Annotated in this window: 23 protein-coding genes and 1 pseudogene; 9 read left to right on the plus strand and 15 right to left on the minus strand. The window is 62.9% G+C overall.

The genetic code is table 11. The annotated features are described in order from the left end of the window. Window positions 1-124: 124 nt before the first annotated feature. From X756_RS144730 to X756_RS144720, 3 genes are all read right to left on the minus strand, one after another. Window positions 125-1,072, minus strand: coding sequence for an agmatinase (locus tag X756_RS144730; RefSeq protein WP_023730808.1), 948 nt, complete (start codon window positions 1,070-1,072; stop codon window positions 125-127). A 195-nt stretch (window positions 1,073-1,267) separates the two neighbouring features. Beyond that, complete coding sequence (rpmF, locus tag X756_RS144725; protein WP_008834724.1) at window positions 1,268-1,450, minus strand: 50S ribosomal protein L32; 183 nt, start codon at window positions 1,448-1,450, stop codon at window positions 1,268-1,270. A 153-nt stretch (window positions 1,451-1,603) separates the two neighbouring features. Then, the gene (locus X756_RS144720; RefSeq protein ID WP_050589294.1) at window positions 1,604-2,311 is read right to left on the minus strand and encodes a transglycosylase domain-containing protein; all 708 of its coding nucleotides are present in this window, start codon (window positions 2,309-2,311) and stop codon (window positions 1,604-1,606) included. A gap of 132 nt (window positions 2,312-2,443) precedes the next feature. Here X756_RS144720 and X756_RS144715 point away from each other — a divergent pair, with 132 nt between their 5' ends. After that, on the plus strand, window positions 2,444-3,361 hold the full coding sequence (locus X756_RS144715; protein WP_023690071.1) for a polyprenyl synthetase family protein: 918 nt from the start codon (window positions 2,444-2,446) through the stop codon (window positions 3,359-3,361). A gap of 98 nt (window positions 3,362-3,459) precedes the next feature. On the opposite strand, the gene X756_RS144710 is transcribed toward X756_RS144715, so the two are convergent. Next, complete coding sequence (locus X756_RS144710) at window positions 3,460-4,461, minus strand: NADP-dependent oxidoreductase (protein WP_023730811.1); 1,002 nt, start codon at window positions 4,459-4,461, stop codon at window positions 3,460-3,462. A 68-nt stretch (window positions 4,462-4,529) separates the two neighbouring features. Beyond that, the gene (locus tag X756_RS144705; protein WP_023690069.1) at window positions 4,530-5,345 is read right to left on the minus strand and encodes an oxidoreductase; all 816 of its coding nucleotides are present in this window, start codon (window positions 5,343-5,345) and stop codon (window positions 4,530-4,532) included. Between the two features lie 102 nt (window positions 5,346-5,447). Here X756_RS144705 and X756_RS144700 point away from each other — a divergent pair, with 102 nt between their 5' ends. Then, complete coding sequence (locus X756_RS144700; RefSeq protein WP_023730812.1) at window positions 5,448-6,035, plus strand: TetR/AcrR family transcriptional regulator; 588 nt, start codon at window positions 5,448-5,450, stop codon at window positions 6,033-6,035. A gap of 308 nt (window positions 6,036-6,343) precedes the next feature. Here X756_RS144700 and X756_RS144695 read toward each other — a convergent pair whose 3' ends face one another. After that, the gene (locus X756_RS144695) at window positions 6,344-7,237 is read right to left on the minus strand and encodes a LysR family transcriptional regulator (RefSeq protein WP_023730813.1); all 894 of its coding nucleotides are present in this window, start codon (window positions 7,235-7,237) and stop codon (window positions 6,344-6,346) included. A gap of 154 nt (window positions 7,238-7,391) precedes the next feature. Here X756_RS144695 and X756_RS144690 point away from each other — a divergent pair, with 154 nt between their 5' ends. The 4 genes from X756_RS144690 to X756_RS144675 all read left to right on the plus strand — a co-directional run bounded on the left by X756_RS144690 (window position 7,392) and on the right by X756_RS144675 (window position 12,323). Then, window positions 7,392-8,225: an SDR family oxidoreductase gene (locus X756_RS144690; RefSeq protein ID WP_023730814.1), complete on the plus strand. Its 834-nt coding sequence runs from the start codon at window positions 7,392-7,394 to the stop codon at window positions 8,223-8,225. 239 nt (window positions 8,226-8,464) lie between these two features. Further along, window positions 8,465-8,956, plus strand: coding sequence for a (2Fe-2S)-binding protein (locus X756_RS144685; RefSeq protein ID WP_023730815.1), 492 nt, complete (start codon window positions 8,465-8,467; stop codon window positions 8,954-8,956). Further along, complete coding sequence (locus tag X756_RS144680) at window positions 8,953-9,945, plus strand: xanthine dehydrogenase family protein subunit M (protein WP_023730816.1); 993 nt, start codon at window positions 8,953-8,955, stop codon at window positions 9,943-9,945. Before X756_RS144685 ends, X756_RS144680 begins: the two co-directional genes overlap by 4 nt. Continuing rightward, window positions 9,942-12,323, plus strand: a complete 2,382-nt coding sequence (locus X756_RS144675; protein ID WP_023730817.1) for a xanthine dehydrogenase family protein molybdopterin-binding subunit — start codon at window positions 9,942-9,944, stop codon at window positions 12,321-12,323. The genes X756_RS144680 and X756_RS144675 overlap by 4 nt, the downstream gene beginning before the upstream one ends. A 164-nt stretch (window positions 12,324-12,487) precedes the next feature. Here X756_RS144675 and X756_RS144670 read toward each other — a convergent pair whose 3' ends face one another. From X756_RS144670 to X756_RS144655, 4 genes are all read right to left on the minus strand, one after another. After that, on the minus strand, window positions 12,488-13,588 hold the full coding sequence (locus X756_RS144670) for an ABC transporter ATP-binding protein (RefSeq protein ID WP_023730818.1): 1,101 nt from the start codon (window positions 13,586-13,588) through the stop codon (window positions 12,488-12,490). Between the two features lie 14 nt (window positions 13,589-13,602). Then, entirely contained in the window at window positions 13,603-15,807 is a 2,205-nt protein-coding gene (locus X756_RS144665; RefSeq protein WP_245264557.1) for an iron ABC transporter permease, read from the minus strand. Between the two features lie 90 nt (window positions 15,808-15,897). Next, entirely contained in the window at window positions 15,898-16,950 is a 1,053-nt protein-coding gene (locus tag X756_RS144660; protein ID WP_023727596.1) for an ABC transporter substrate-binding protein, read from the minus strand. Between the two features lie 34 nt (window positions 16,951-16,984). After that, window positions 16,985-17,818 (minus strand): inositol monophosphatase, encoded by an 834-nt coding sequence (locus X756_RS144655; RefSeq protein WP_023730820.1) that lies wholly within the window; start codon window positions 17,816-17,818, stop codon window positions 16,985-16,987. Window positions 17,819-18,036: 218 nt separating this feature from the next. On the opposite strand from X756_RS144655, the gene X756_RS144650 reads away from it, so the two are divergent. The 3 genes from X756_RS144650 (at window position 18,037) to X756_RS144640 (ending at window position 21,707) form a co-directional block, all read left to right on the plus strand. Then, window positions 18,037-19,056 carry a substrate-binding domain-containing protein gene (locus X756_RS144650; protein ID WP_084569953.1) on the plus strand — a complete coding sequence of 340 codons (1,020 nt, stop codon included), beginning with the start codon at window positions 18,037-18,039 and terminating at the stop codon, window positions 19,054-19,056. Between the two features lie 37 nt (window positions 19,057-19,093). Next, window positions 19,094-19,279: a hypothetical protein gene (locus X756_RS144645; RefSeq protein ID WP_023684018.1), complete on the plus strand. Its 186-nt coding sequence runs from the start codon at window positions 19,094-19,096 to the stop codon at window positions 19,277-19,279. Between the two features lie 85 nt (window positions 19,280-19,364). Beyond that, window positions 19,365-21,707, plus strand: a complete 2,343-nt coding sequence (locus X756_RS144640) for a response regulator (RefSeq protein WP_023730821.1) — start codon at window positions 19,365-19,367, stop codon at window positions 21,705-21,707. On the opposite strand, the gene X756_RS144635 is transcribed toward X756_RS144640, so the two are convergent. From X756_RS144635 to X756_RS144630, 5 genes and pseudogenes are all read right to left on the minus strand, one after another. Continuing rightward, complete coding sequence (locus X756_RS144635; protein WP_023730822.1) at window positions 21,708-22,460, minus strand: Stf0 family sulfotransferase; 753 nt, start codon at window positions 22,458-22,460, stop codon at window positions 21,708-21,710. Window positions 22,461-22,540: 80 nt separating this feature from the next. After that, a complete protein-coding gene (locus X756_RS0135055) occupies window positions 22,541-23,671 on the minus strand; it encodes a sterol desaturase family protein (protein ID WP_031199373.1) in 1,131 nt (376 codons plus the stop codon). A 172-nt stretch (window positions 23,672-23,843) separates the two neighbouring features. Then, window positions 23,844-24,041: a hypothetical protein gene (locus X756_RS1000000170595; RefSeq protein ID WP_348529832.1), complete on the minus strand. Its 198-nt coding sequence runs from the start codon at window positions 24,039-24,041 to the stop codon at window positions 23,844-23,846. Continuing rightward, a pseudogene (locus X756_RS1000000170040) lies at window positions 24,037-24,459 on the minus strand (hypothetical protein); the annotation flags it as partial. The pseudogene X756_RS1000000170040 and the gene X756_RS1000000170595, both read right to left, overlap by 5 nt. Beyond that, window positions 24,405-25,262: a lytic transglycosylase domain-containing protein gene (locus X756_RS144630; protein WP_023730823.1), complete on the minus strand. Its 858-nt coding sequence runs from the start codon at window positions 25,260-25,262 to the stop codon at window positions 24,405-24,407. The pseudogene X756_RS1000000170040 and the gene X756_RS144630, both read right to left, overlap by 55 nt. Window position 25,263 lies beyond the last annotated feature (1 nt).

The following is a 25,263-nucleotide window of genomic DNA, read 5'->3' on the forward strand; positions in this document are numbered from 1 at the left end:
CTGTAGAATGCCCCGCAGGCACGCCGTCAAGATTTTTCGCTAGCGCCCGCAAACACGGAAAAAGACCGCGCGAAACAACCTTGTCAGCCGCAATTGCCCCGGCTGACCACCGACACGCCGGGATTCAGCGCTTGAACTGGCCTCTCCGCACGGCGGCTCCAATAGCGTTGAGGATGAAAAGGCCGGCGGTGATCGAGGTGATCTCGTTGACGTCGCGCGCCGGCGCGATCTCGACGATGTCGATGCCGACGACACGTCCCTTGGCGAACAGCCCCTTGATCAGCTCGATCGTCTGCCGGTAGCTGATGCCGCCAGGCGCCGGCCCTTCGACCGCCGGCATGACAGCGGGATCGAGACCGTCGGCATCGATGGTCAGGTAATAGCGGCCGCCGTCCGGGATGCGCTTGAGCAGCGCCGCCGTACCGATATCCTGCCATTCATTGGCGGTGACGATGTTGGAGCCGTAGGCGCGGGCCGCCTCGACCTCCTCGAGCCGGGCGCTGCCCTGGCCGCGGATGCCGAGCTGGAAAATCCCGGCTATATGCGCCATCTCCGAAGCGCGGCGGATGGGGCTGGAATAGCCTTCCCTGACCCCGTTGACATTGTCGCGCCAGTCGAGATGGGCATCGATCTGAACCAGGGTGATCGGCCCTTCGCCATCAAGCGCCCGCAGGATCGGGATCGGAATGCCGTGGTCGCCGCCAATGGTGATCGGCAAGGCGCCGGCGACGCGGATCTTGCGGATCGCCGCTTCGGCCAACCTGTAGTGGCCGCCGGCGGCATCGCCGGGGACATCGCCGACATCGACCACCTTGACGTCCTGTCCGTCGAACAGGGTTCCGCCAATGTCGAAATCATAGCGGTCGAGCCCGAGGCTGATGCGCTGCGACGCGCGCCGCACCGCGGTCGGCGCGTTGGTCTGGTCGTTGACCAGCTCGTCGATCGTGTAGGGACTGCCGTAAGGCATGCCGATGATGGCGACATCCGCCTTCAGCGCATCGAGGTCCTCGACCAGCGGGAAGTTCATGAAGGTCTGGAAGATATCGCGCGGTGCTGTGGTGAGTTTGGTCATGCGGTCCCTCTGAAGCCGGCCGATCATCGCGCGGAAGCGCCGCGACAAGGCATGACTCAATACAGCACCGCCGCCGCAGCTTGTATCGCCACGGACGCCCGGTCTTTGGCATAGTTGGCGGCGCGGCGCGCACCAAACGCAAAAAACCGGCCAATGGCCGGTTCTTTTGGCATTCAATCCCTTCGAAAGCTGGTCTCAGCTTTCCTTGGGCGTCAGCACCTGGCGACCGCGATACATGCCGGTCTTCAGGTCGATATGGTGCGGGCGGCGCATTTCGCCGGAATTCTTGTCCTCGACATAGGTCGGGGCCTTGAGAGCGTCGGCCGAGCGGCGCATGCCGCGCTTGGACGGAGAGGTTTTTCGTTTCGGAACGGCCATGGATATGCTCCACTACATGGTCAAAATGCCCCGATAGCCCTCGTGAAAGGGCCGCGTCAGGGCCATAATCTGAGAAAGTCGGGTGCCTATACACGCCCTGCGCCGTTTTGGCCAGCACCGTGGCGATTTTTTTTGAACTGGCAGCGGTTCTACCTAATCAAGACAACCGACATACGCGCCCGAACGGCCGGCGCGGCGTTCGATCAGCGACGCCAGCCGCCGCAGACCCGGACCGGGCTTGGCCGGATTGCGGGCGATCGGATTGGGCAGCGAGACGGCCAGCAATGCCGCCTGCCGCCGCGACAGCTGCTTGGCCGAAACGCCGAAATGATGCTGGGCCGCCGCCTCGATGCCGTAAACGCCCGGCCCCCATTCGGCGATGTTGAGGTAGATCTCCATGATCCGTCGTTTTGACATCACCGCGTCGAAATAGACGGCCAGCGGCAGTTCGACTACCTTGCGCACCGAGCCCAGCGGCCGTGACCACAGGAAAAGGTTCTTCACCGTCTGCATGGTGATGGTGGAGGCGCCGCGCGTCGCTTCGCCGGCCAGCGCGTCGTCGACGACGCCGCGCAATTCGCCGAGATCGATGCCGCGATGGAAGCAGAACTGCCCGTCCTCCGACATGATCACCGAATTGGCCAGCACCGGCGACACATCGTCGATCGACACCCAGCGCCGGTCGTAACCGGAGAAGGTCGCGAGGTCTTTGACCATCAAGGTCGATATCGGATGCACGAAGGACGGCAGATAGAGGAAGGTCAGCCCAATGGGTATCGCCGCCAGCACGACGGCGACGACCAGGCCGCGCCGTGCCAGGCGCTTCAGACCGGCGCGGTTCACGCGCCTTGGTCGCGCCATCTCAAACCCTTCGGTTTCATGATCGACGATCGGTTCCGTCAAGCCGCCCCCACCCGCGCCACTCTCCCGCCTCCGGCATAATGGCGCGAGGCTTCTTGCGCAACGTCTGAGTGTCGGCTACCGCTCCCGGCCATGACGAAAGACGAGCAATTGGCCTTTGAGGCCGGACTTCTGGGGCGGGCGGCGGCGATCGAGGCCGGGCTCAGGCTGCTGCTCGACGGCCGCACGCTTGCCGGCGAGATCGCCCGGCCGGAGCGTCTGATGGCGGCCATGCGCCATGGCGTGCTGAACGGCGGCAAGCGGCTGCGCCCCTTCCTGGTCATGGAAAGTGCCGCCCTTTTTGGCGCCGATGGCGAGGCGGCGATGCGCGTGGCGGCGGCGCTCGAATGCGTGCATTGCTATTCGCTGATCCATGACGATCTGCCTGCCATGGACGACGACGATCTGCGCCGCGGCCAGCCGACAGTGCACAAGGCCTTCGATGAAGCCACCGCCATACTTGCCGGCGATGCGCTTCTGACGCTTGCCTTCGATGTCCTCGCCGATGAGGCGACGGCGCTGCCGGCGGAGCGCAGGGCGGCGCTGGTGCTGGCGCTGGCGCGCGCCGCCGGCACGGGGGGCATGGTCGGCGGGCAGACGCTCGACCTCGAAGCCGAGCGCAACAGGCCGGACGAGGCCGGCATCGTCCGGCTGCAGGCGATGAAAACCGGCGCGCTGATCCGCTACGCCTGCGAAGCCGGCGCGATCATTGCCGGCGCTGCACCGCAGGACCGCGACCGGCTGGCCGAATTCGGCTCGGCGGTCGGGCTTGCCTTCCAGCTTGCCGACGACCTGCTCGACCTGACCGCCGATGCCAGCCAGATGGGCAAGGCGACCGGCAAGGACGCAGCCGCCGGCAAGGCGACGCTGGTGGCGCTGCATGGCGCGAACTGGGCGCGCAGCCAGCTCCATGGGCTGGTCAAGCAGGCGCATGAATTGCTCGAGCCTTACGGTGAACAGGCAGCCTTGCTGAAGGCAGCGGCAAGCTTCGTGGCAATCCGCAACAACTGAGGTTTGGGCGATCGGATGCCGAACCGTTTTCGGAATTTGTCGGCCTTGCGCTGCCTTGCTTTGGTGTCTCTCAAATGCCCCCAAAGCAACTGGGCGCGCTATCTGACCTTGACGACGACCTTGCCCTTGGCGCGTCCTGTTTCGACGTAAGCCAGCGCCTCATTGGTCGCTTCAAAAGGAAAGACCCTGTCGACGACCGGGCGAATCGCCCCATCTTCGATGAGGGACGTGATTTTGCTCAGTTGCTCACCTTGCGCCGACATGAACAGGAACGAAAATCCCACGCCCCGGCGCTTGGCTTTGGTCCTGATACCACGGCTCAGCAGCCGCAGCAGCAGCCTTAGCACCACGTTCAGTCTCTGTTTCCTGGCAAATTCGGGATCCGGAGGACCGGAAATCGAGATGAGCTTCCCACCCGGTTTCAGCACAGTCAGGGATTTCTCAAGCGTCTTGGCGTCCTGGCTGTTCAGGACGACGTCGTAGCCCGACAGGATTTTCTCGAAGTCGTCCTTCCTGTAGTCGACGACGACATCGGCGCCGAGATCCCTGACCAGATCGTTGCTTGCCGCGCCCGCTGTTGTCGCAACGATCGCGCCGAGGTGCTTTGCCAACTGGATGGCGAATGTCCCCACGCCGCCGGAGCCAGCCTGGATGAAGATCTTCTGGCCTGTCTTCAGACCCGCCCTCTCGATGAGAGCCTGCCAGGCGGTCAGACCGACCAGCGGGATCGAGGCCGCCTCTTCCATGCTGAGGTTCGCCGGCTTCAGCGCCACGTCGGCTTCATCGATTGCGATGAATTCGGCGAATGTCCCGATCCGGCCGTCGCGCGGCCGCGCATAGACGGCGTCGCCGGGTTTGAATTTGCGGACTTTCGAGCCCACCCTGACAACCCTCCCGGCAACGTCGTGACCGAGGATGAAGGGCCGGCGATAGGGAAGGACGAGTTTGAATTCGCCGGTTCTGATTTTGGAATCCAGCAGGTTGACCCCGGCGGCATGGACCTCGACCAGGACGTCATTGTCCAGCAGCTCCGGCTCCGGCATCTCGGCCAGCCGCAAAATGCCTTTCTTGCTATATTTATCGACAACGAATGCCTTCATGGCAGTGACTTTCTGAAAGTGTCTGTTGGCCTGCTGTCTGTGCGTGAAATTCTCCGTCCCGCCGTTGTTCAGACCGGCAAGCGGAACTGCTTGCGCAAGGTCTTGTCGAACATCTCCGCGGGGGCGAAGCGGCGCAGCAGGCTGACCTGGCGCGCTGCCTTCCCTGCGGTATAGCGCCGTCGCGGACGGGCGTCGGTCGCTGCCTTGACGACCACATCCGCCACCACTTCCGGCCGATCGGCTTTGGGCATCACATCGGCAAGCAGCGCCTTGAGACCGGCGCGCGCCTGATCGTAGTCCTTCAACAGGGAATCCGGCTCGATGCCGTTCTGGTCGAAGACGGTGCGCACGAATGCCGGCTCGATGACCGAGACGCGAATGTTGAAGGCGCGAACCTCATGATCGAGCGATTCCGAATAGCCCTCCAGCGCGTGCTTGACCGCCGAGTAGTGCGCTGAGTATGGCGCGGGCACCAATCCCAGAATCGAGCCGATGTTGACGATGCGCCCTTGGCCGCGGCGCCGCATCGACGGCAACACCGCATTGGTCATGCGCATGACGCCGAACAGATTGACGTCGAACAGAGCCTGCACCTGTGCGACCGAAGATTCCTCGGCACCGCCAAGCAGGCCGACACCGGCATTGTTCACCAGCAGATCGATACGACCGGTCTGGGCCAGCACGGTTGCAACGAGGGCGCTGACCGACTCCCCGTCGGTCACGTCGCAGGTCAGCATGGACACCTGCGCCGGGCCGTTGCCGGCCTTGCTGCGGCTTGTCCCGAAGACGGTATACCCCGCCCGCGCCAAGGCCTCGGCACTGGCGCGGCCGATGCCCGAAGAGGCTCCGGTCACGACTGCGGTTCTTCCCGAAAGGGTACTCATTTGATACTCCACAGACATGAGGGCTAGCTTTTTGCCGTTGATTGAATTATGATCGTAATATCACATTACACCTATAATGCAATAGCAGAAAGGAAGAGCGCCATGCGCTACGAAAAGGGCCGAAAGGACGCCTCTCGCGATCGCATCGTCGAGGTCGCAGCCCAGCGTTTTCGCGGTGAAGGCATCGCCGCGTCCGGACTGGCAGCCATCATGGGCGACGCCGGGCTGACGAACGGAGCCTTCTATCCGCATTTCCAATCCAAGGCGGAGCTTGTGCGTGAAAGCCTGGTAGCGGCGCTAGAGAGCCAGGTGCAGCAACTGCAAGAGGTATTGGCCGCCGGTGGTCCGGAGATGGGGATAGCGGCGTATCTGTCAGCCGGGCACCGGGACAATCCGGGAACGGGCTGCGCCAACGCCGCGCTGCTCCCGGAACTCGCGCGTCAGCCGCTCGAAACGCGCCAAGTCTACACCGAACGCTTGCTGGTTTTGGTGCGCCAGTTATCTGCAGCGCTTCCGCAGGCCAGGGATCCGGAAGGCGTTGCCATGGGCGTCTTTGCAACCCTCATCGGCGCGCTTCAACTGGCCCGCGCGGTGGCAGGGACCGAATTGTCGGATCGCTTCCTTGCGGCAGGAGCAGATGCCGCGCGCAGGCTGATCCAGCCACGTGACGGGGAGAAGGCATCCATTTAGAGATAGAGCGGCAGCAGCAAAGAGCCTGACATCCTCATCATGGCGGGCCGCATTACAAGAAGGGTCGCTTTGCCTAAAGTCATCGGCCATTGCCAGCACGAGGCCATCTCAACCTGCATCAGGGAATGACTGCATAAGGGCCGGAAGCGACTGGCAGCTTCAAGGCTCGGAATCGGACGGCCACCGCGACGCAGTCCGTAAGGGGGGTAACTTGCGACGGAGGAATCGATTGGACGCCCGAAAATTGTGCTGATGAGGGAGGGATAACTCACTTCGCCAAGTTAGAGCGGCGTGTTTTCGCCCTTCCGTCACGCCTTGAGACGGAGTGCCTCCACAAGAAGAGCGAACGCTGCAGTGTGCTGGCGTCGGCTGGGATAATAGAGGTGATAGCCCGGGAAGGGTTGGCACCAGTCTTCCAGCACCCGGATCAGGCGTCCGTCTGCGACGAACGGAGCGACCTGGCTTTCAAATGTGTATGCTAGTCCGAGCCCGTCGAGGGCCGCAGCCTCCAGCATTTCCCCGTCATTGATAATGAGTGGGCCATTCATCCTGACTTCAAGTTCCTCACCGCGTTTTTCGAACTCCCAGGCAAAGAGCCCGCCGCCGGTCTTCTGACGGTAGCTGATGCCTTTGTGTTCCCCAAGTTCGCGCGGTGTCTTTGGAACCGTTCGGGTTGCAAAATACGACGGTGATCCAACTACCGCCATACGCAGGTCCGGGCCGATCCTTACTGCCACCATGTCCTTCTGGACCTGCTCGCCGATCCGGATACCGGCGTCGAATTTGCTTGCAACGATGTCAACCAGACCTTCGTCCAGGCTCAATTCCACTTCGATATCCGGATACTGCAGAAGGAGTTTGGCGATGACGGGCCACAGTACTGATTTGGCAGCATACCGGAATGTCGTCAGGCGAATGAGGCCAGTGGGCTTGTCGCGCAGGGCGGCGACGGCGGCGATCTCGCTTTCGATGTGATCGAAGGCCGGTCGCAGGCTTCGCAGCAAGCGCTCTCCAGCTACCGTCACGGACAGGCTGCGGGTGGTGCGTGAGATCAGCCGGACTCCCATGCGCTGTTCCAGCGTTCTGACAGCGTAGCTGAGCGCCGACTGCGATAGACCAAGCTTTGCTGCGGCGCGCGTGAAGCTGCCCGCCTCTGCGACGGCGATGAAGACTGCCAGCTCGCTGAAATCTCCGCGCCTCATTTATCAATCCCATTTCTAACTTCATGCAGATTATAGAGGCTAATCGTATCGAGTCCTATTCCCTATGTCACCTGGCAGACAACGAAACGCTGAGACGGACGTGCCAAGCCAACGCGGCATAAACTGAAAGATACCGACCAGGAAGGATACGACTATGAGTAGAGTATGGATGATCACCGGCGCAGGGCGAGGCATGGGCCTCGACTTTGCCAAAGCGGCCCTGGCCATCGGCGATAAGGTCGTTGCGACCGGTCGTAACCCAGATCGGGTCGCCAAGGCGATCGGGCAGTCGGACAATCTTTTGGTCGTCACGTTGGACGTGACCAAGCCGGCCGACGCCGACGCCGCGGTGAAGGCAACCCTGGACCGCTTTGGTCGCCTCGACGTGCTCGTCAACAATGCCGCGGGCTTCTATGCCGGCTATTTCGAGGACCTGACTCCGGCCCATATCGAACTTCAGCTCGCGTCCACCCTGACCGGCGCCATGAACGTCACCCGCGCAGTCCTGCCGGTCATGCGCGCGCAGGGTTCTGGCAAGGTCATTGCCATCTCATCGACGGCAGGCCTGGTCGGCTTTGAGTTCTGTTCTGCATACGCCGCGGCAAAGTTCGGCGTTGATGGCTGGATCGAGTCACTGCAAGCCGAGGTGGCGCCGTTCGGCATTGAAACGATGATCGTGAACCCCGGGTTTTTCCGCACGGAGCTGCTGACGGACGAATCCACTCAATATGCTCCGTCATTCGTCAGCGATTACAGCGAACGTCGCGCCCGGCAGATAACGGGTTGGAAAGCCGCGAACGGCCAGCAAGTCGGCGACCCCGCCAAACTCGCGCAGGCGTTGATCACTCTGGTCGACAAGCCGGAGCTGCCCCGTCGGTTCATCGCCGGTGCCGATGCTCTTGCAATGGTCAGGCAGAAGCTCGCTCTGCTGCAGCAGCAGGTCGATGCCCATGAGGAGCTATCCGGGTCGCTGGCCTTCGACAGCTGAACGTCGCATCCAGCACTGCCGTCGTCGCAGGTCTATTTATGAGCGCCGTCGATAGGCTCATGCGAATTTTGAGGGCTAATTCGGATGTCGCGTCCGTGCTCTCCTGAGGGTTGACCCTTAGGCAACCGGCCAATGACAGGCCTTCGAATAGACGTCCCTTTCCGACCGATGCCGTAGGCTTCGTCGGTCCGATCGATTTCGCGAGAAGTCCCAATCCCGCCCGCCACCGAGGAGACGACATGCCAGAGCCCCGACAGCTAGCCTTGGACATCAACAGCCGGCGCCACCAGTTCAATCTTGATGTACGCGTGACTCTGCTGGACGCACTACGCGAGCATGCCAACCTGCCCGGCACGAAAAAAGGCTGTGATCATGGGCAGTGCGGCGCCTGTACCGTCCACGTCGACGGCGAGCGGGTATTGAGCTGCCTGACGCTGGCGGCCCAGGTCGAAGGCCGTCAGGTCACGACGATCGAGGGCCTCCAGGCTGCCGACGGCGTGATGCACGCAGTCCAGACCGCGTTCATCGAGCACGATGCATTCCAGTGCGGCTATTGCACCCCCGGTCAGATCATGTCGGCCGTTGCATGCATTCGTGAGGGCCACGCCGATACGGACGAGGACATCCGCGAATACATGAGCGGCAACATCTGCCGGTGCGGCGCTTACCCCCATATCGTCGCCGCGGTGCGCGATGCCGCCAGCCGCCTGAAGAAGGAGGCAGCACTATGAGACCTTTCGAGTATCTCCGCGCCAAAGATGCCGCGAGGGCGCTTGCCGAGGCTACCAAGCCAGAGACAAGATTTCTCGCCGGTGGGACCACGCTTCTTGACCTCATGAAGCTGAATGTCGAGCGTCCTGCGCGGGTGGTCGACATCACGCGCCTTCCCGGCCTGGACACGATCGAGGTATCGGCGGATGCCATTCGCATCGGTGCGCTCGCCAAGATGAGCAAGGTCGCCGACCACGCCGATATCAAGCAGGCTGCGCCGGTGCTTTCCGAAAGCCTGTGGCGCGCTGCCTCGGCACAGCTGCGCAACATGGCGTCCATCGGTGGAAACTTGATGCAGCGAACCCGTTGCACCTACTTCCGGGACCCGGGCGCTTATTCGAACTGCAACAAGCGCAATCCAGGTTCCGGATGCGCTGCCCTTGGCGGCGTCAACCGCAACCACGCGGTGCTCGGCACGAGCGACGCGTGCATAGCAATCTACCCCGGAGATTTTGCGGTTTCCCTGGTGGCATTCGACGCCACGGTCATCATCCGGGGAGCTTCCGAACGCAAAATTCCCGCCGACGAATTCTTCCTTCTCCCTGGCGATACCCCGCACCTTGAGCATGAGCTGTCGGCCGGCGAGATGGTCGTCGGGATCGAGATCCCGCGTTCGGCAGCCCTGGAACGCTCGCATTATCTCAAGGTCCGGGATCGCGCGTCGTACGAGTTCGCCGCGGCCAGCGCTGCTGTCGGAATCGAATTGGAAGCCGATGGCAAGACAATTCGCGAAGTACGCATCGCGGTCGGCGGCCTCGCCACCAAACCCTGGCGCCTGCGCGCCGTCGAAAATTTGCTCAAGGGAAAGACGCTCGACCAGGCGACGATTCGTAGCGCCTCGTCAGCCGCCGGCGACGGCGCGAAGTCGAGCGGACATAACGCATTCAAGGTTGAACTGGCACCGAAGGTCGTGGCCCGCGCCCTGATGACGGTAGGAGGTATCGCATGACACATGGTAACGCGTTCGAACTCAACCGCCGCACCGTCTTGAAGCTCGGCGCCGGCGTAGCCGCTGTCGCTGGCGCCGCTGTCGATCTCTCGTCAAAAGCCGTTGCGGCTGAGACCGTTCCCGCCAAGGCGCCAGCTCTCGGTGGCAGGCTTTCCCGCGCCGAAGGCCCGTTGAAAGTAACCGGGCAGGCTCGCTATGCGATCGAGCAGAAGCTGGAGAACCTGGCCTATGGCGTTACCGTCCAATCGACGCGGCCGGCGGGGCGTATCGTCAATATCGATACGTCGGCTGCCAAGGCTCTACCGGGTGTCCTGGATGTCTACACAGCGCAGAATTCCCTGAAGCTCAACAAGCCGACCGTCTACAGCAAGGGCGGCGGAGCCACCGAGGAATTTACCCCAATTCAGGACGATGTGGTCCGTTTCAACGGCATGCATATCGCGCTCGTGGTCGCTGAAACCTTTGAACAGGCAACGGAAGCGGCAAGCCTTCTCAAGGTCGAATACGAGGACGGCGACCCTATTCTCGACATCAACGATCCCAAGGCAAAAGCGCAGCCCATCGATGAGATGGGTGCCGCGTGGGGCGATGCGGCGACAGCGTTGGCCAATGCCGAGGTCAAGGTAGACGTCACTTACACGACGTCACGCGAATACAATGTGCCGATGGAGCCGCATGCGTGCATCGCTTCCTGGGACAACGGGAAAATCACCGTCTGGGAGCCCAGCCAGTGGGTTGGCGGGGCACGGAGCGTCGTGTCGGAATGGCTCGGCATCGACATCGAGAATGTGCGGGTGATCTCGCCCTATGTCGGCGGTGGGTTCGGGTCCAAGATCGGGGCACATCCGCATGTGGGGCTGGCTTGCGCGGCCTCGCGGAAACTGGGCAGGCCGATCAAGGTTTCTCTCACGCGGCCGCAGACCTTTACCGGCCTTGGCGGCCGACCGGCGACACGGCAGACACTCTCAATCGGAGCCTCGAAGGACGGAAAGATAAGCTCGATCGTCCATGAGAGCTGGAACGAGACGGCGATTGACGAAGTCCATATCGAGGCTTGCAACAATGTGACGAAGATCATGTATGCGACGCCGAACTTTTCTTCACGTCTCAACGTCGTCCCGGTCAATACGGTCCAGCCCGGCTGGAAACGGGGCCCCGGCGAAAACCCCAGTGCCTATGCTGTGGAAAGCGCGATCGACGAGCTGGCGTACGCGCTCAGCATGGATCCGGTCACGCTGCGCCTTGCCAACTGGGCGGAGACGGATCCCAGCAATGGGATGAAGTGGAGCACTCGACAGTTACGCGAAGCCTATGCCGTGGGCGCGGAAGCCTTCGGCTGGTGGAACCGGAACCCGGCCCCTCGCTCGATGCGCGAAGGCCGCGAGTTGATCGGTTGTGGAATGGCCGCCGGGTCATACCCCATGATCCGTACCGCGAGCGAAGCCAAGATCGTACTCCATGCCAGTGGACAGATCGAAGTCCTCAGCGCGGGCACCGACATGGGAACGGGGACTTATACCATTCTCGCCCAGACAGCGGCTGACGCATTGGGCGTTCCTGTTGAGACAGTCGCGGTGCGGCTGGGCGATACCCTCCTCCCCAGATCGGCGCTCGCAGGCGGTTCCCAGCAGGCCAACAACCTGACGGGAGCGGTGGACAAGGCGGCCAGGAATGCACGGGACGCCTTGCTGGCGCTTGCCGCATCCGATCCGAAGTCGCCGCTGGCAGCCTCGAAGGCGACTGACCTCACGTTCGAAAACGGCTCGGTGCGACCGACCCGGCGGCCGAACGGCGGTATCAGCATCGCGGAACTGTTGAAGGCAGTGGGCAAAGACAAACTGGAAATCGAGGGTAACACCTTTGCTCCCGGCGCCACCGAGGAGATGAAGAACGGAGCTGACCGCAGTTTTGCACAGTTGAAGGGCGCTGTGGAAGGAGGCGTCTCGGCCCATAGCTGGTGTGCGCATTTCGTGGAAGTTAGGATCGATGAGGATTTTCGCACGATCCGCGTCAAGCGCATGGTCTCGGCATTCGATAGCGGCAGGATCTTCAATCCGAAGCTTGCCGAAAGCCAGTGGATCGGCGGTATGGTCATGGGTCTCGGGCAGGCTCTCCTGGAAGAAGGTTACGTCGACCAGCGAGACGGGCGCATCATCAACGCGAATTTTGCCGACTATGCCGTCCCGGTTAACGCCGATGTGCCCGACATCCATGTGATTTCGGTTGGAATTCCGGACATGCAGGCAACCGCTCTTGGCGGCAAAGGCGTCGGCGAGATCGGTGTCGTAGGGGTCGCCCCTGCGATCGGCAATGCCGTCTTCCACGCCACCGGCAAACGCATTCGAAGCCTTCCAATCACGCTGGAAAAGCTCGTTTGAGTTCGGTCGATGCGCCCTTGGTGATCCACAGGCTCGCAACAGGCGAGCATGCAAACAGAACGATCTAAACCCAATGCAAACTGGAACGCTAATCCCTGGTCGCCGCCTGTTGTGACGCGTCACCAAGCAACGCCAGACAGTGTGCAACGGTTTTCCCGGCGCGTTCAATCGTCTTTGATCAGCACGATCTTCGCCGGATCGAAATCGATCCCGACCATCGTCCCTTCCGCGACAGCGGGTGTGACATCAGGCGATGTCGCGAACAGTTCGACCGCCGGATCGCTGATCGCGATCCGGTATTCCATGTGGTCGCCGAGATACGAGCTCTTGACCACCTGGCCCGTCATGGTGCCCGCTGGCTGGCCGGGCAAGATTCGCACGGCATTCGGGCGCACAGCGAGCATCGCCGGTCCCGGAGCGTTACCGCGACCCGGCATGTCGAGCAGCAAGGGTCCGACCTTGACCCTTGCACTGGTCGCATTGCTGGAAAGCACCTCGACGTCGAGCAGATTGGCGTCGCCCATGAAGTCGGCGATGAAACGGTTGGTCGGCTCGTTGTAGAGGTCGCGCGGCGTACCGTCCTGGGCGACGCGAGCGGCGTTCATGACGATGATGCGGTCGGAGACGGCGAGCGCCTCTTCCTGGTCATGCGTGACATAGACCATGGTCAGCGCCAGATCTTGCTGCAGGCCGCGGATTTCGTCGCGCACCCGCCGGCGCAGCTTGGCGTCGAGATTGGACAGCGGCTCGTCGAACAGCAGCACCTTCGGCTCCAGTACGATGGCGCGCGCCACCGCGACGCGCTGCTGCTGGCCGCCGGACAATTCGCTCGGCTGGCGCTTCTCGTAGCCGGACAGGCCGACAAGCGACAGCTTTTCTGCGGCGCGCTCGGCTGCCTGCGCTTTGCCAAGCCCCATCGCCCGCAGGCCATAGCTGACATTCTCCATCACGTTCATATGCGGAAACAGCGCATAGGACTGGAAAACCATGGAGACATCGCGCTCGGCGGCGGACAGCAAGGTGACGTCCTTGTCGTCGATCAGGATGCGCCCGGTGCTGGTCTGTTCCAGCCCGGCGATCAGCCGCAGCGTCGTCGTCTTGCCGCAACCCGAGGGCCCGAGCAGCGTCACCAGACTGGCCGGCGCGATGTCGAAGCTGAGATTGTCGACGGCGGTCACCGCGCCATATTTTTTGGTGACGCCCTCGAACCGCACCGCCGGCCTGTCCGTCGCAACCGGGGCAGCATTCTTCGCCGTCTGATCCACGCCGCTTCTCCCCATCAGATTGCCGCCACGACGGCTTCCGGACCCGCACGGCGCCGGCCGAGCCGGCGTTCGCCGACCAGCAGCTGGATGCCGATGAGGATGACCATCATGACGACGATCATCACCGCCGAATAGACAATCGCGATGCCGTATTCGCCGACATCTGCGCGCCCGACAATGTAGACCGTGGCGAGATTGAACCGGCCGCTCGCCAGGAAGATGACGGCGCTGACCGCCGTCACCGCGCGCACGAAACTGTAGATCATCGCGGTCACGATCGCCGGCTTCAGGATCGGCAGGATCACCCGCCGCAAGGTAGCAAAAGACCGCGCCCCAAGCGTCAGCGATGCCTCGTCCAGGCTCTTGTCGATCTGTCCGAGATTGGCAAGCCCGGCACGGATCGCCACCGGCATGTTGCGGAAGATGAAGGAGATGACGATGATCAGCCCGGTGCCGGTCAACTGCACCGGCGGCACGTTGAAGGCAAGGATATAGCTGACGCCGATCACCGTGCCGGGAATGGCGAAACTCATCATGGCCAGGAACTCGAACATGGTACGCCCGGCGAAACGCTGCCGGTCGAGCAGATAGGCCGTCAGGATGCCGAGCGCCGCGGTGAACGGCATCGCCACCAGCGCCAGGCCGATGGTCATCAGCAGCGACGGCCAGGCCGAGCCGCTGAAAAACCAGCCATTGACGCCTTTCTCGATCGAAAAGGCGGTGAGGAAATACTCGAGCGTCGGCGTGTTGTCGCGCCCGATCGATTGCACGAAACCGCCGCCCAGGATGATGCCGTAGACCACGATGGTCAGGACCAGCCACGGAACGACGGTGGCGTAGCAGCCGATCCGCAAGGCCTTGGGCAGCGTCGCCGGTACGCCGCCATCGCCCTTGCCTGCAACGGTGACGTAGCTGCGGCTGCCGATCCAGCGGCGCTGGATGACGAAGGCTGCCAGCGTGAACATCAACAGCACGATCGCCAGCACCGCCGCGCGGCCCTGGTCGTGCGCCGCGCCAACCACCGCGAAGAATATATCGGTCGACAGCACGTTGAAATTGCCTCCCAGCACCAGCGGATTGGCGAAATCGGCCATGCTCTCGATGAACGAGATCAGGAAGGCGCTGGCCAGGCCCGGCCGGATCAACGGCCAGGTGACGGTGCGAAACGTCCGCCAGCGACTGGCGCGCAAGGTCTGCGACGCCTCCTCCATGCTCGGGCTGACCCCTTGCAGCACGCCGACCAGAACCAGGAAGGCGATCGGCGTGAAGGCCAGCACCTGCGCGATGGTGATGCCGGCAATGCCATAGATCCAGCGGCTGCGCGGAATGCCGAGATGCACCGACATGAGGTTGGTGACGATGCCGGCGCGGCCAAACAGCAGGATCAGCGCCAGGCCGATGACGAAGGGCGGCGTGATGATCGGCAGGATGGACAGGCCGCGCAGCAGCCATTTGGCCGGCAGCTTGGTGCGAAGCGCAATCAGCGCCAGAGCCAGCCCAAGCGCCGTGCAGAAAAAGCCGACGAGGACTGCGATCGCCACCGTGTTCCACGCCACGCCGCAGGAGCCCTCGCCATAGAGGCAGCGCAGGCTCCATATGTTGGCGCTGAAGATCTTTTCGACGAACAGCGCCGGCACGACATTGCCGTCATTATCCTTGATGGCCGAGGTGAGGATCGACAGCAGCGGATAGGCGACGAACAGGATCAGCGAAGCAATCACGATTGAGAGCGAGCCGACGACGAAACGGTCGCCCTTGCACCAGCCGCGCGCGGCGAGCGCCTCGGCGATGAACATCAGCATCGCCACGGCATAGAGCGCCGCGCCCCAGCCGAGCCCCGGCTGTATCGGTCCCGGCGTGCCGGCGACCTGGGTAAGCAAGCCAAATCCCCAGCCCGAATGGATGATGGAAAAGCCTTCGATGGCCAGCCACAGCAGGCCCGCCGCGCCTGCAATCGCAAGGCTCTTGGGTTTGTTGCGCGCCACCAGCCAGCTCGCCAGCAGAAGCGGCAGGACAAGCGGCAACAGCCAGGGCCGGCCACCGAGCGCCAGTATGATGGCCGGCGTCGCATCCGCCGGCTGTGCCAGCCAGTCGAACGACAGGAAGCCGCCTTCGACCTTGTACCAAGGCAAGAGCACGAAGCTCGCCCACGCGGCCATTACCCAGGCGAGCGCGTTGCGTCCAGGAGCGGAACTGACCATGGAACCGGCCGCGGCCATTCAATGTCTTTCTGTGCCAAAGGATGGTGCGCCAGCTGCCGCGAAGGGCAGCCGGCGATCAGATGCTAGAGTGAGCACGAAAGAACGCGCTCAGCCGCCATTGCGGACCTCGTCGGTGAACTTCTTCAACAGCCGCTTGCGTTCGGCCGACGAGCCGTATTTGGCGAAGTCGTAGTCGATCAGCTTGATCTTCGAGAGGTCCGGCGCCTCGGGCGGCACCGGCGTGGCGGTGTTCGACGGAATCTGGAAGCTGCCGTTCGGCGCCGCGAGCTTCTGCGCATCCGGGCTCAGCGCCCAGTCGTAGAATTTCTGCGCCTCTTCGGCATGCTTGGCGCCCGTCACGATGCTCATCGAGCCGATCTCGAAGCCGGTGCCTTCGCAAGGCGACACCACCTTCACGGCAGGGTTCTGTTTCGCGGCATTGATCACGTCGTGCTGGAAGGAGATGCCGATCAGCGTCTCGCCCTTGCCGACGGCGAGCGCCGGCGCGGCCCCTGCCTTGGTGTATTCGGCGATGTTCTTGTTGAGCTGCTTGAGATAGTCGAATGCCTTGTCCTCGCCCATCAGCTGGACGATGGTGGCAAGCATGGTCCAGGCCGTGCCCGATGAATTCGGGTCGGCCATCTCGATCTCGCCCTGGAATTCCGGCTTGACCAGATCGGCCCAGCACGCCGGCGCGGTCAGCCCGCGCTGCTTCAGATCTTCCTCATTGTAGCCATAGCCGAGCGCACCGAGATAAATGCCGACCGTGCGGTTCTTCGACCTGTCGGCCTGCTTCAGCGCCCAGTCGCGCAAGTTTGCCAGTTGCGGCGACTTGTATTCCTGGGTGAGGCCCTCTTCCGCCGCCTGCAGATGCGGGTCGCCGGTGCCGCCCCACCAGATATCGGCTTGCGGATTGTCCTTCTCGGCCCGGAGGCGGGCGTAGATTTCGCCGGCGCTCATGCGGGTCATGTCGACGCTGACGCCCGTCTCCTTCTGGTAGGTGGTCGCCATCGCCCGGCACCAGGCCTCGTCGACGGCGCAATACATTGTGAGGCTGCGGTCGGCCGCCTGGGCGGCACCCGCCAATCCGAACATGGCCAGCGCCGCGCCAAGGCCAAGCCAGGCGGCGCGCAAGCCTTGCTTACTGTCAAATGTCTTCATCGATATTCCTCCCTGTCTTCTCACTGGAAACGATCTACCCGTCGTCGAGCGGCACTCCGATCACCTGGGACAATGTCGCCGCGACACCGGGTGCTGCCGCAAGCACGGGATTGCCCTTCGCCATGCCGTCGCCGTCGAGGAACCGGTTCACCCGGCCGCCGGCCTCCTCCACCAGCAGCAATCCGGCCAGGCAGTCCCACGAATTGATGTGCAGCTCGGCATAGGCATCCGAGCGGCCGTCGGCCACATAGGCCAGCCCAAGCGCTCCGGAGCCGGAGCGGCGTACATTGGCGCCGAGCGCCCACACCAGGCTCACCTTCTCGAGATACTCACGGTTCGGAATCCTCGGCGACCAGCCGAACTCCACAAAGGCACGGTCGAACGCTTGCGTCGGCGAAACATGGATCGGCGCGCCATTGCGTGTCGCGCCTTGCCCGCGACGGGCAAAATACGTTTCGCCGATGGCCGGATTGGCAATGCCGCCGATCTCGCTGCGGCCGTCCTCGACGAAAGCTATCGAAATGCAGAAATGCGGAATACCGCGCATGAAATTGGCGGTGCCGTCGATGGGGTCGACGACCCACATGCGGGCAGAGCCGATGCCACCGCCTTCCTCGCCCAAAAACCCGTCCTGCGGAAAAGCGTCTGCCAGCGTCGCGCGGATGTGCTCCTCGACCTTGCCGTCGGTTTCAGTGAGAAAATCCTGCGGGCCTTTCATCGCCACCGGCTGGACGGCGCCCTGCCGGGCATAGCCTTCCATCGCCAGTTGCCCGGCCGTGACAAGCAGTTTCCGGCAGACCTCGGCACGCCTGTCCATCTCGGCCTCGGACAGCCGGTCCGCCTTCGAATGCGCCGCCGCCCTGCTCATGCAGCCGGTCCGGACAGTCGCGCCCTCAATGCCGTCTTCGGCGAAATGGACAGGGTATTCCTCCGATGCCACTCTTGAGCCCGCTTGTATTGCACGGCTGTGCAAAGCTGTTGCATTCCGCCATGCCTGTCAAGTGCGGTGGGTGGCAATGGCAGAAGAGTTGCATTACATTGCACGGGCGTGCAAAGAATCACGAAAACAGCAGCGAGAGCGTTCGCTTGACGGTTCCGAGAATCCGCACCGGATTTTCCAGCGCCCAGCAGGTTGCCGACCTCGCCGGGGTTTCACGCTCGGCCGTGTCACGTACCTTCACGCCCGGCGCTTCCGTTTCCGGGGAAACCCGCGAGCGGGTGATGCTGGCGGCCGAGCAACTCGGCTATCACGTCAACCATCTGGCTCGCGGCCTGATGCGGGCCTCGACCGGCATTGTCTGCCTCATCGTTGCCGATGGCGACACGCCCTATCATGCCCGCCTGCAGAAGGCGCTGACCCAACATCTGCGGGACGCCGGCAAAATGGCCATGGTGTTCAACACCTCCGGCCCCAGCCACCATGTCGACCAGGCGCTGCGCAACACGCTGAACTATCGCGCCGATGCGAGCATCGTTCTGTCCGGCTCGCCGCCGCAGTTGCTGATCCGCACCTGTCTTGAGAACGGCCAGCGGCTGGTGCTGATCAATCGCGATGACCGCTTCGACGGCCCGCACAATATCGGTGTCGACAACGCTGCAGCCGCAGAGGCAGCGCTGCATGCCTTCATCCGGGCCGGCTGTACCCGCCCCGCTTTGGTGACCTCGGCTGCCGGCACGCCCAGCCTGCTCTCCCGCGAAACCGCCTTCCTTACCGCGGCGCAGGAGGAAGGGCTGGAGGTGACCGTGTGGCGCGAGGGCCGCACCGGCTATGCCACCGGAGCCGATGGCGCCAGGCGGCTCTTTTCCGGCCGGCAGCGGCCGGATGCGGCGTTCTGCGTGACCGACCTGATTGCGTGCGGCTTTCTCGATGCGGCCCGCCACGAGTTCGGCATCAACGTACCCCGCGATCTCTGCGTCATCGGCTTTGACGACATTGAACAGGCCGACTGGGCCTCTTACCGGCTGACGACGTTCTCGCCGCCGATCGAGGAGATCGCCAGGCGCGCCGTGCGGCTCGCGACCGGCGCGCGGGAGGAGGCTGGCAGCCGCCTGATCTGCCATGCGCCCATGGTCTGGCGCAGCACGGTGAGGCCGGGCCAGGGCTGATGCGAAACATGTGTCGGTCAAGACGGGAAACGTACTGATGTCCAAGAAAAAGGCCAGGAAGACCCGCCAGGCGGCAAGACCGGTGGAGATAGCTGTAGGCCCCGAAATCCGGAGCATGATGCGCAAGTTCGGCCTGACCGAGGAAGAAGCACTGCGCATGATGCGCGAATGCGATGCCACCCTCTATGGCGCCAACTCCGGGCACGTGCAGCCAGGATCTTGACGGCCCGCCAGGCGCGAACGGAATTTTAATGTAAATCAAGCGTAATCCCGACCGTTAAAATGATGCGTATGTGTTGGGGTTGCGCATGCCGGAATATTCTTTCTTCATCCGCTCGATCCGGATCCGCTACATCTCGGGATTGCTCATCTTTGCGCTGGCTTCCACCGCGGTGATGTTTGCGCTCAATCGCGTCAATTCCTTCCGCCACGACATCGACGCGCTGAGCAGCAATCTCGTCGTCTTCACCCGCGACCTGCGCAACGCCTCCAGCTTTGCCGAAACCGCCAGCACGACCTGGCGCACCGAAACCCGTGACGGCCTTGCCGCCGCCGCGCGCGGCCATTCGCAACGCCTGACCAGCGAGATCGAAACACTGTCCGCGGAGTTGGCCGCGATCAAGCCGAGCCTATCGGCCAAAACGCTGGACGAACTCTCGTCGGCCGCCGTCAACGGCGACCTGTTCTGGTCGTCGCGCGACATCGTGCGCAACTTCAACCTGATGTCGGCGGCGCAACAGACCGACGAATGGAGTTCGCGCGAAATCCTCAACCAGAACGACCTGTTCGTCCAGCCGATGCTGGTGCGTGTGCGTACCGCCATGGATGGCGAACGCCATCTGGCCGACGCCTCCAGCGACAGGCTGCTGTTGTGGGCAAGCGGCCTTCTGTTCGCGGTTCTTGCCATCGTTGCCCTCTGGATCTTCCGGCCGATGGAAAAGGCGATCCGCCGCGCCTTCACCGAATCCGCCGCATCCTTGTTCAAGGCCGAAGCGGCCGACCGCGCCAAATCGGAATTCCTGGCCAATATGAGCCATGAGATCCGCACGCCGATGAATGGCGTGCTGGGCATGGCCGAACTGCTCGCCAAGACCGAGCTTAACGCGCGCCAGAAGACCTTCACCGAAGTCATCGTCAAGTCCGGCAATGCGCTGCTCACCATCATCAACGACATCCTCGATTTCTCCAAGATCAATGCCGGTCAGCTGACGCTCGATCCTGCACCCTTCCGGCTTGCCGAAGCGGTCGAGGACGTGGCCACACTGGTGTCGGCGCGCGTCGCCGAAAAGAACCTCGAGCTGATCGTGCGTGTCGACCCGCGCCTGCCTGCCCATGTCGTCGGCGATGCCGGACGGTTTCGTCAGATCGTCACCAATCTGCTCGGCAATGCGGTGAAGTTCACCGAGAAGGGCCATGTGCTGATCGATGTCGGCGGCGAGGTGGTCGACGGCATCGTCCAGCTCAAGGTCCGCGTCGAGGACACAGGCATCGGCATTCCTGCCGAGAAGCTCGAGAACGTGTTCGAGAAATTCGCGCAGGTCGACGGCTCGTCGACGCGCCGCCATGAAGGCACCGGCCTCGGCCTTGCCATCGCCGCCCGCCTCATCGACCTGATGGGCGGCAAGATCGGCGTCGAAAGCGAGATCGGCCGCGGCTCGGTGTTCTGGTTCGCCGTGCCGCTGCCGGCGCATCAGCAGGACACGCGCAACGAGATCGTGCCGGTCGATGTCACCGGCGCCCGCGTGCTGGTCATCGACGACAACCCGGTCAACCGCGAGATCTTGCTGGAGCAGCTCAGAAGCTGGAGCTTCGACTGCGCGGCCGCCGAAAGCGGCGCCGTCGGCCTCGCCTTTCTAGACCGGGCCAGCCAACTCGGTGCTGCGGTCGACTGCATCATCCTCGACTACCAGATGCCCGGCATGAACGGCGCCGATGTCGCCAAGGCGATTTCCGCCGACAGCCGTCTCTCCGCCATCCCGGTGGTGCTGCTGACCTCCGTCGACCAGGTCGATTTCGGCAAGATGGTCATCGATTTCGGCATCGCCGCGCATCTCACCAAGCCGGCGCGCTCGGCCATCCTGCTCGGCACCGTCATCTCGGCCATCCAGAAAGCGCGGGCCCAGATCGGCAAGGCCCAGTTCGTTCGCGAGCCTGTCGTTCCGCAGGCGGCACCCGTGACGCCACCCGCCTTCACCGTCATTCGCGGCCCGGCAATTCCGGCGGCCACAGTGCCTGAATCGATCGCCACGCCAAACGGCCCGATCGATATTCTGATCGCCGAGGACAATGACGTGAACCAGCTGGTGTTCGGCCAAATCCTCAATGGGCTTGGCCTCAGCTACCGCATCGCCAGCAATGGCCGCACGGCCGTCGAGATGTACCGGGCGCTGCGGCCGAAGCTGATCCTCATGGACGTCTCCATGCCGGAGATGAACGGCTACGAGGCGACCCGCGCCATCCGGGCGGCGGAGGCAGCGAGTGGCAATCACACACCAGTCATCGGCGTCACCGCGCACGCACTGAAGGGCGACCGCGACAAATGTATCGAGTCCGGAATGGACGACTATCTGCCCAAGCCGGTGTCGCCCGACCGCCTCGGCAGCAAGATCGGCACATGGCTCAGCGAAACGGTCGCGGTAAAGAGGGCTTGATCAAATCGCCGCGTCCAGACGATAGCGGCGCATCCAGTCCAGACTAATCTCGTCCGAGAGCTTGGCGACGCCCGGCTTTACGTCGGCGGCATTCGGCGCCGGAACGCCCAGGGCCTTGCAGATGGATGCCAATGCCGCTGCCGGATCGCCTGACAGGCGCTCATAGCCGATGCGCAGCGGGACGATCCCCTGCTCCGCGAACCAGACGTTCCAGCCCGCGTCATAGGCTTCGAGTTCGGCAAGCTCGCGCTGGATCCGCTTGAAATCGTAGCGGGGTTCCTGCGGCGGTGCGACTCGTTCGATCTCGGTTCCGTCGGGCGCGATGTGCCAAAGCCCGGTCTGCTCGGCCTTGATCAGCGACACCGCCTGCGCCAGCTTGTTTTCGCGCGAAAGATGGATGTAGAGGACCCGCCCGAAGGCCTTTTCAAAGCGTGCTTTGTCCGATGGCAGGTCTGGGTAGATCCGGTCGAGGATTGCCGAGAGTTCATCCAGGTTTTCCCGCATCAGGCGCAAGCCGAAGACGCCCGTTCCGCCCCTTCCCGCGCTGATTGCCGCACCGAGATAGGCGAGGTCGAAATCATGCGCGCTCATCGTCTCGGGATGCGGCAATTGCCACTCTTCGGCCCATTCCGCCTTGTCCTGCCGCCGGTAGAACGAGTGCGGATCGCCGGCTGTTTTCGTCGAGGCCAGAAGGCCGCACAGCAAGGTGCTTCCGGTTCTCGGCGTGCCGCAGATTATGTAGCCGTCACGCATCTCGGGGCTCTGTCGCTTGTCATGGATTGGGCTAACCTCGCCAGGCGCGGTGACACGCGCGCTTCGCGAAGGACTCCAGTCTAGCCGCGCCGGAAGGGATAGAGGAATTGCTGCCAGTATCCGTTCGGAACGGGATGTCCGTGAATGCCGTAGCCGTTCGGCCAGCGCCCTTCGGGCATATGGTGGGTACCGAACAGCCGGTCGAGCAGCGGGAAATGGATGGCGAAGTTTACGTCGATCGCTTCTTTCTCGAGGCCGTGATGCCAGTGGTGGTAACGCGGCGACACCAGCACCTTTTCGACTGGACCGAAACTGGTTCCGATGTTGGAATGGATGAAAGACGAATAGACGTAGACGATCAATATATACGTCTGGATAGCCGATTCATCGAACCCCAGCACGAACATCGGGGTGGCCGTCAGGCTGCGCAGCACGATGATTTCCAGGAAATGCATGCGCGCACCGGCAATCCAGTCCATCGACTTGGCGGAATGGTGCACGGCATGGAACTTCCACAGCCAGGGAATGCGATGAAAGGCCCGATGCACCCAATACTGGGCAAGGTCGGTCAGGAACATTACCGCCAGCAGTTGCACCAGCCACGGCAAGTCGTGGACCCAGGCGCGCACCGAACCAAGGGCGCCCTGCGCATTGACGAAGTTGGACGGCGCCAAGGTCAGGTAGGTCAAAATCTGCACTAGCAGCGATGAGACCAGATAGTAGAACAGGTCCTCGCGCCATTCGTCGCGGAACACGGTCTGATCCTTGTTGCGCGCGAAAAGACGTTCGAGCGGAACGAACAGCACACCCATGAACAGGGCGTTCAGGATGAAGAAATCAAGCCCGAAGAACACCCCTTCGATGTGCAGTTGATGGCGCACCGGAAGCATGCCGACCAGCGACGCCAGCAGCACAGTGAACATCGCTGCCGCGCCGAGCGTCTTTTGCCTGCGCAGCGTCATGCTGAGGATCGCCAGGATATAGCCGGAGATGAGGACGAAATAGAGCACCGGCTTGAAGAACAGCATCTGGTGGATGGGGGCCAGATCCGGCATCGATGTAAGCGACGGGTAGCGCAGCACGATGACCATCAGCAGGGCGGTGACCCCGGCAAGCAAGCCAATCGAGCCGGACAGCCAGCCAGAACCGAACGGCCGTTTGGCGCGCGGCGTTTCAAGTTCACTTACAACGCGTCTAAGGAAATTTGCCACCGCCCCCATGCCCCGCCTTTTTGACGATCGCAAAAGCTCTCGTCGAGATATCGACCTCTTTTGCTACAGCAGGGCTCATTAATATTTAATCGCCACGACCCTGCACATGACGGGTGACTATCGCTTTCGGGCGATTGGAAGAGCTATGATTGCAACAAAAGAACACCGGCCACTATAGTCGGAATCTTTCCTGGATGCGACGGGCGCATTCAAGCGGCGTCAGCCGGCTGGTGTCGACTTCGAGGTCGTAGTCCATGCCGTTGTGGACGCGTCCATATTGCCAGCGCGCCAGGCCAGGCAGCCTGTCGGCGCGCGGCCTCGCGCGCTTCCAGCACCTCCAGCGGCGCCATGACGCCGACCAGATGCAGATCGAAACCCGACAGCAGCATGCGGTACTCCGCTATCTCGTCATTGAAGACGTCGTCGACAATGAGATTGTTGCCTTGCCCGGCCATGGCGGCGATGGCATGGCGCATGCCGCGCATGGCTCGCGCGCCGACCGGCCCGCTCCTGATCACCACCGACGGCTTGCCGTCTTCCAGCACGGTCTCAAAGGAAAACCCGTCGGCATGATCCTGCAGCGCCGGCGGCAGCATGTCGATGAAAGCATCCATCTGGACATGCAGGAAGGGCTCGGTGGCGATCGTTTGCAGCGCCCTGGCGATCGAGCTTTTGCCGGCGCTGCCGACGCCATTAAGCAGGACGATTTTGGCCGTTATGTCGCCCCCTCCGCCTATCGGTTGCGCACGACGATACAGGCGCCCCCGACGCTTTGCAGTTTCTGGCAGATGACGTTGGCGGCGGCACGGTCGTCGACGCCGATCCTGACGGCGTAGATGCCGCGTCGGCCGATCGGCGTGCGCACCCGGCTGACCACCGGGTCACGACCGGAAAGCAGCGCCGGAAACCGGCTCCTGACCCGCAGCCACTGATTGATCGCAGCTCCCCTGCGGAAATTGCCGGCCACCTGGACGCCCCATGGCTTCACAGTGATCGAGGCCATCGCCACGGTTCTGGACATGATCACCGGCAGCTTGCGGCAGGCGACGGCAAAGCTGGTTTTCCCGTCGAGCGGCTCGACCGTCCCGGCGTAAGCGCTGTCGGAAAACTTGTCGGCCGGTTCGCCCATGATGTCGAAGACGTAGCTCTCGGTCTCCATCGGCAGGAAACCGCCGGAATCCAGCCAGCGCGAAACGCGGCTCTCGCCGGCATTGTAGGCAGCCGCCGCCAGGCCGAGATTGCCGAAGCCGGTCTTCATTTCGGCGAGATATTTCGCCGAAGCCGGGATCGCCTGGTCGATGTCGAAAGGATCGGCCAGCCCGCGCATCTTGGCGGTGCCCGGCATGAACTGGGCGATGCCTTCGGCACCGACCGGGCTCACCGCATTGGGGTCGAAGCGGCTTTCTTTCCAGATCAGCCGGGCGAAGTAATCCTTCGGCAGACCGTTCCGCTCGGCATGCGTCTCGATCAGGTCACAGACACGGCCGATCAATCGTTTCGCCGCCGAGCGCGATTGCGGTGGATCGGCGAGCGCCTGTCCGGCACCCAGCCCGCAGAGCAGGATCACACCGGCTTTGAGCAGCCCCCGCATG

Source organism: Mesorhizobium sp. LNJC405B00, assembly GCF_000502615.1.
In the GTDB taxonomy this organism is placed as follows: domain Bacteria; phylum Pseudomonadota; class Alphaproteobacteria; order Rhizobiales; family Rhizobiaceae; genus Mesorhizobium.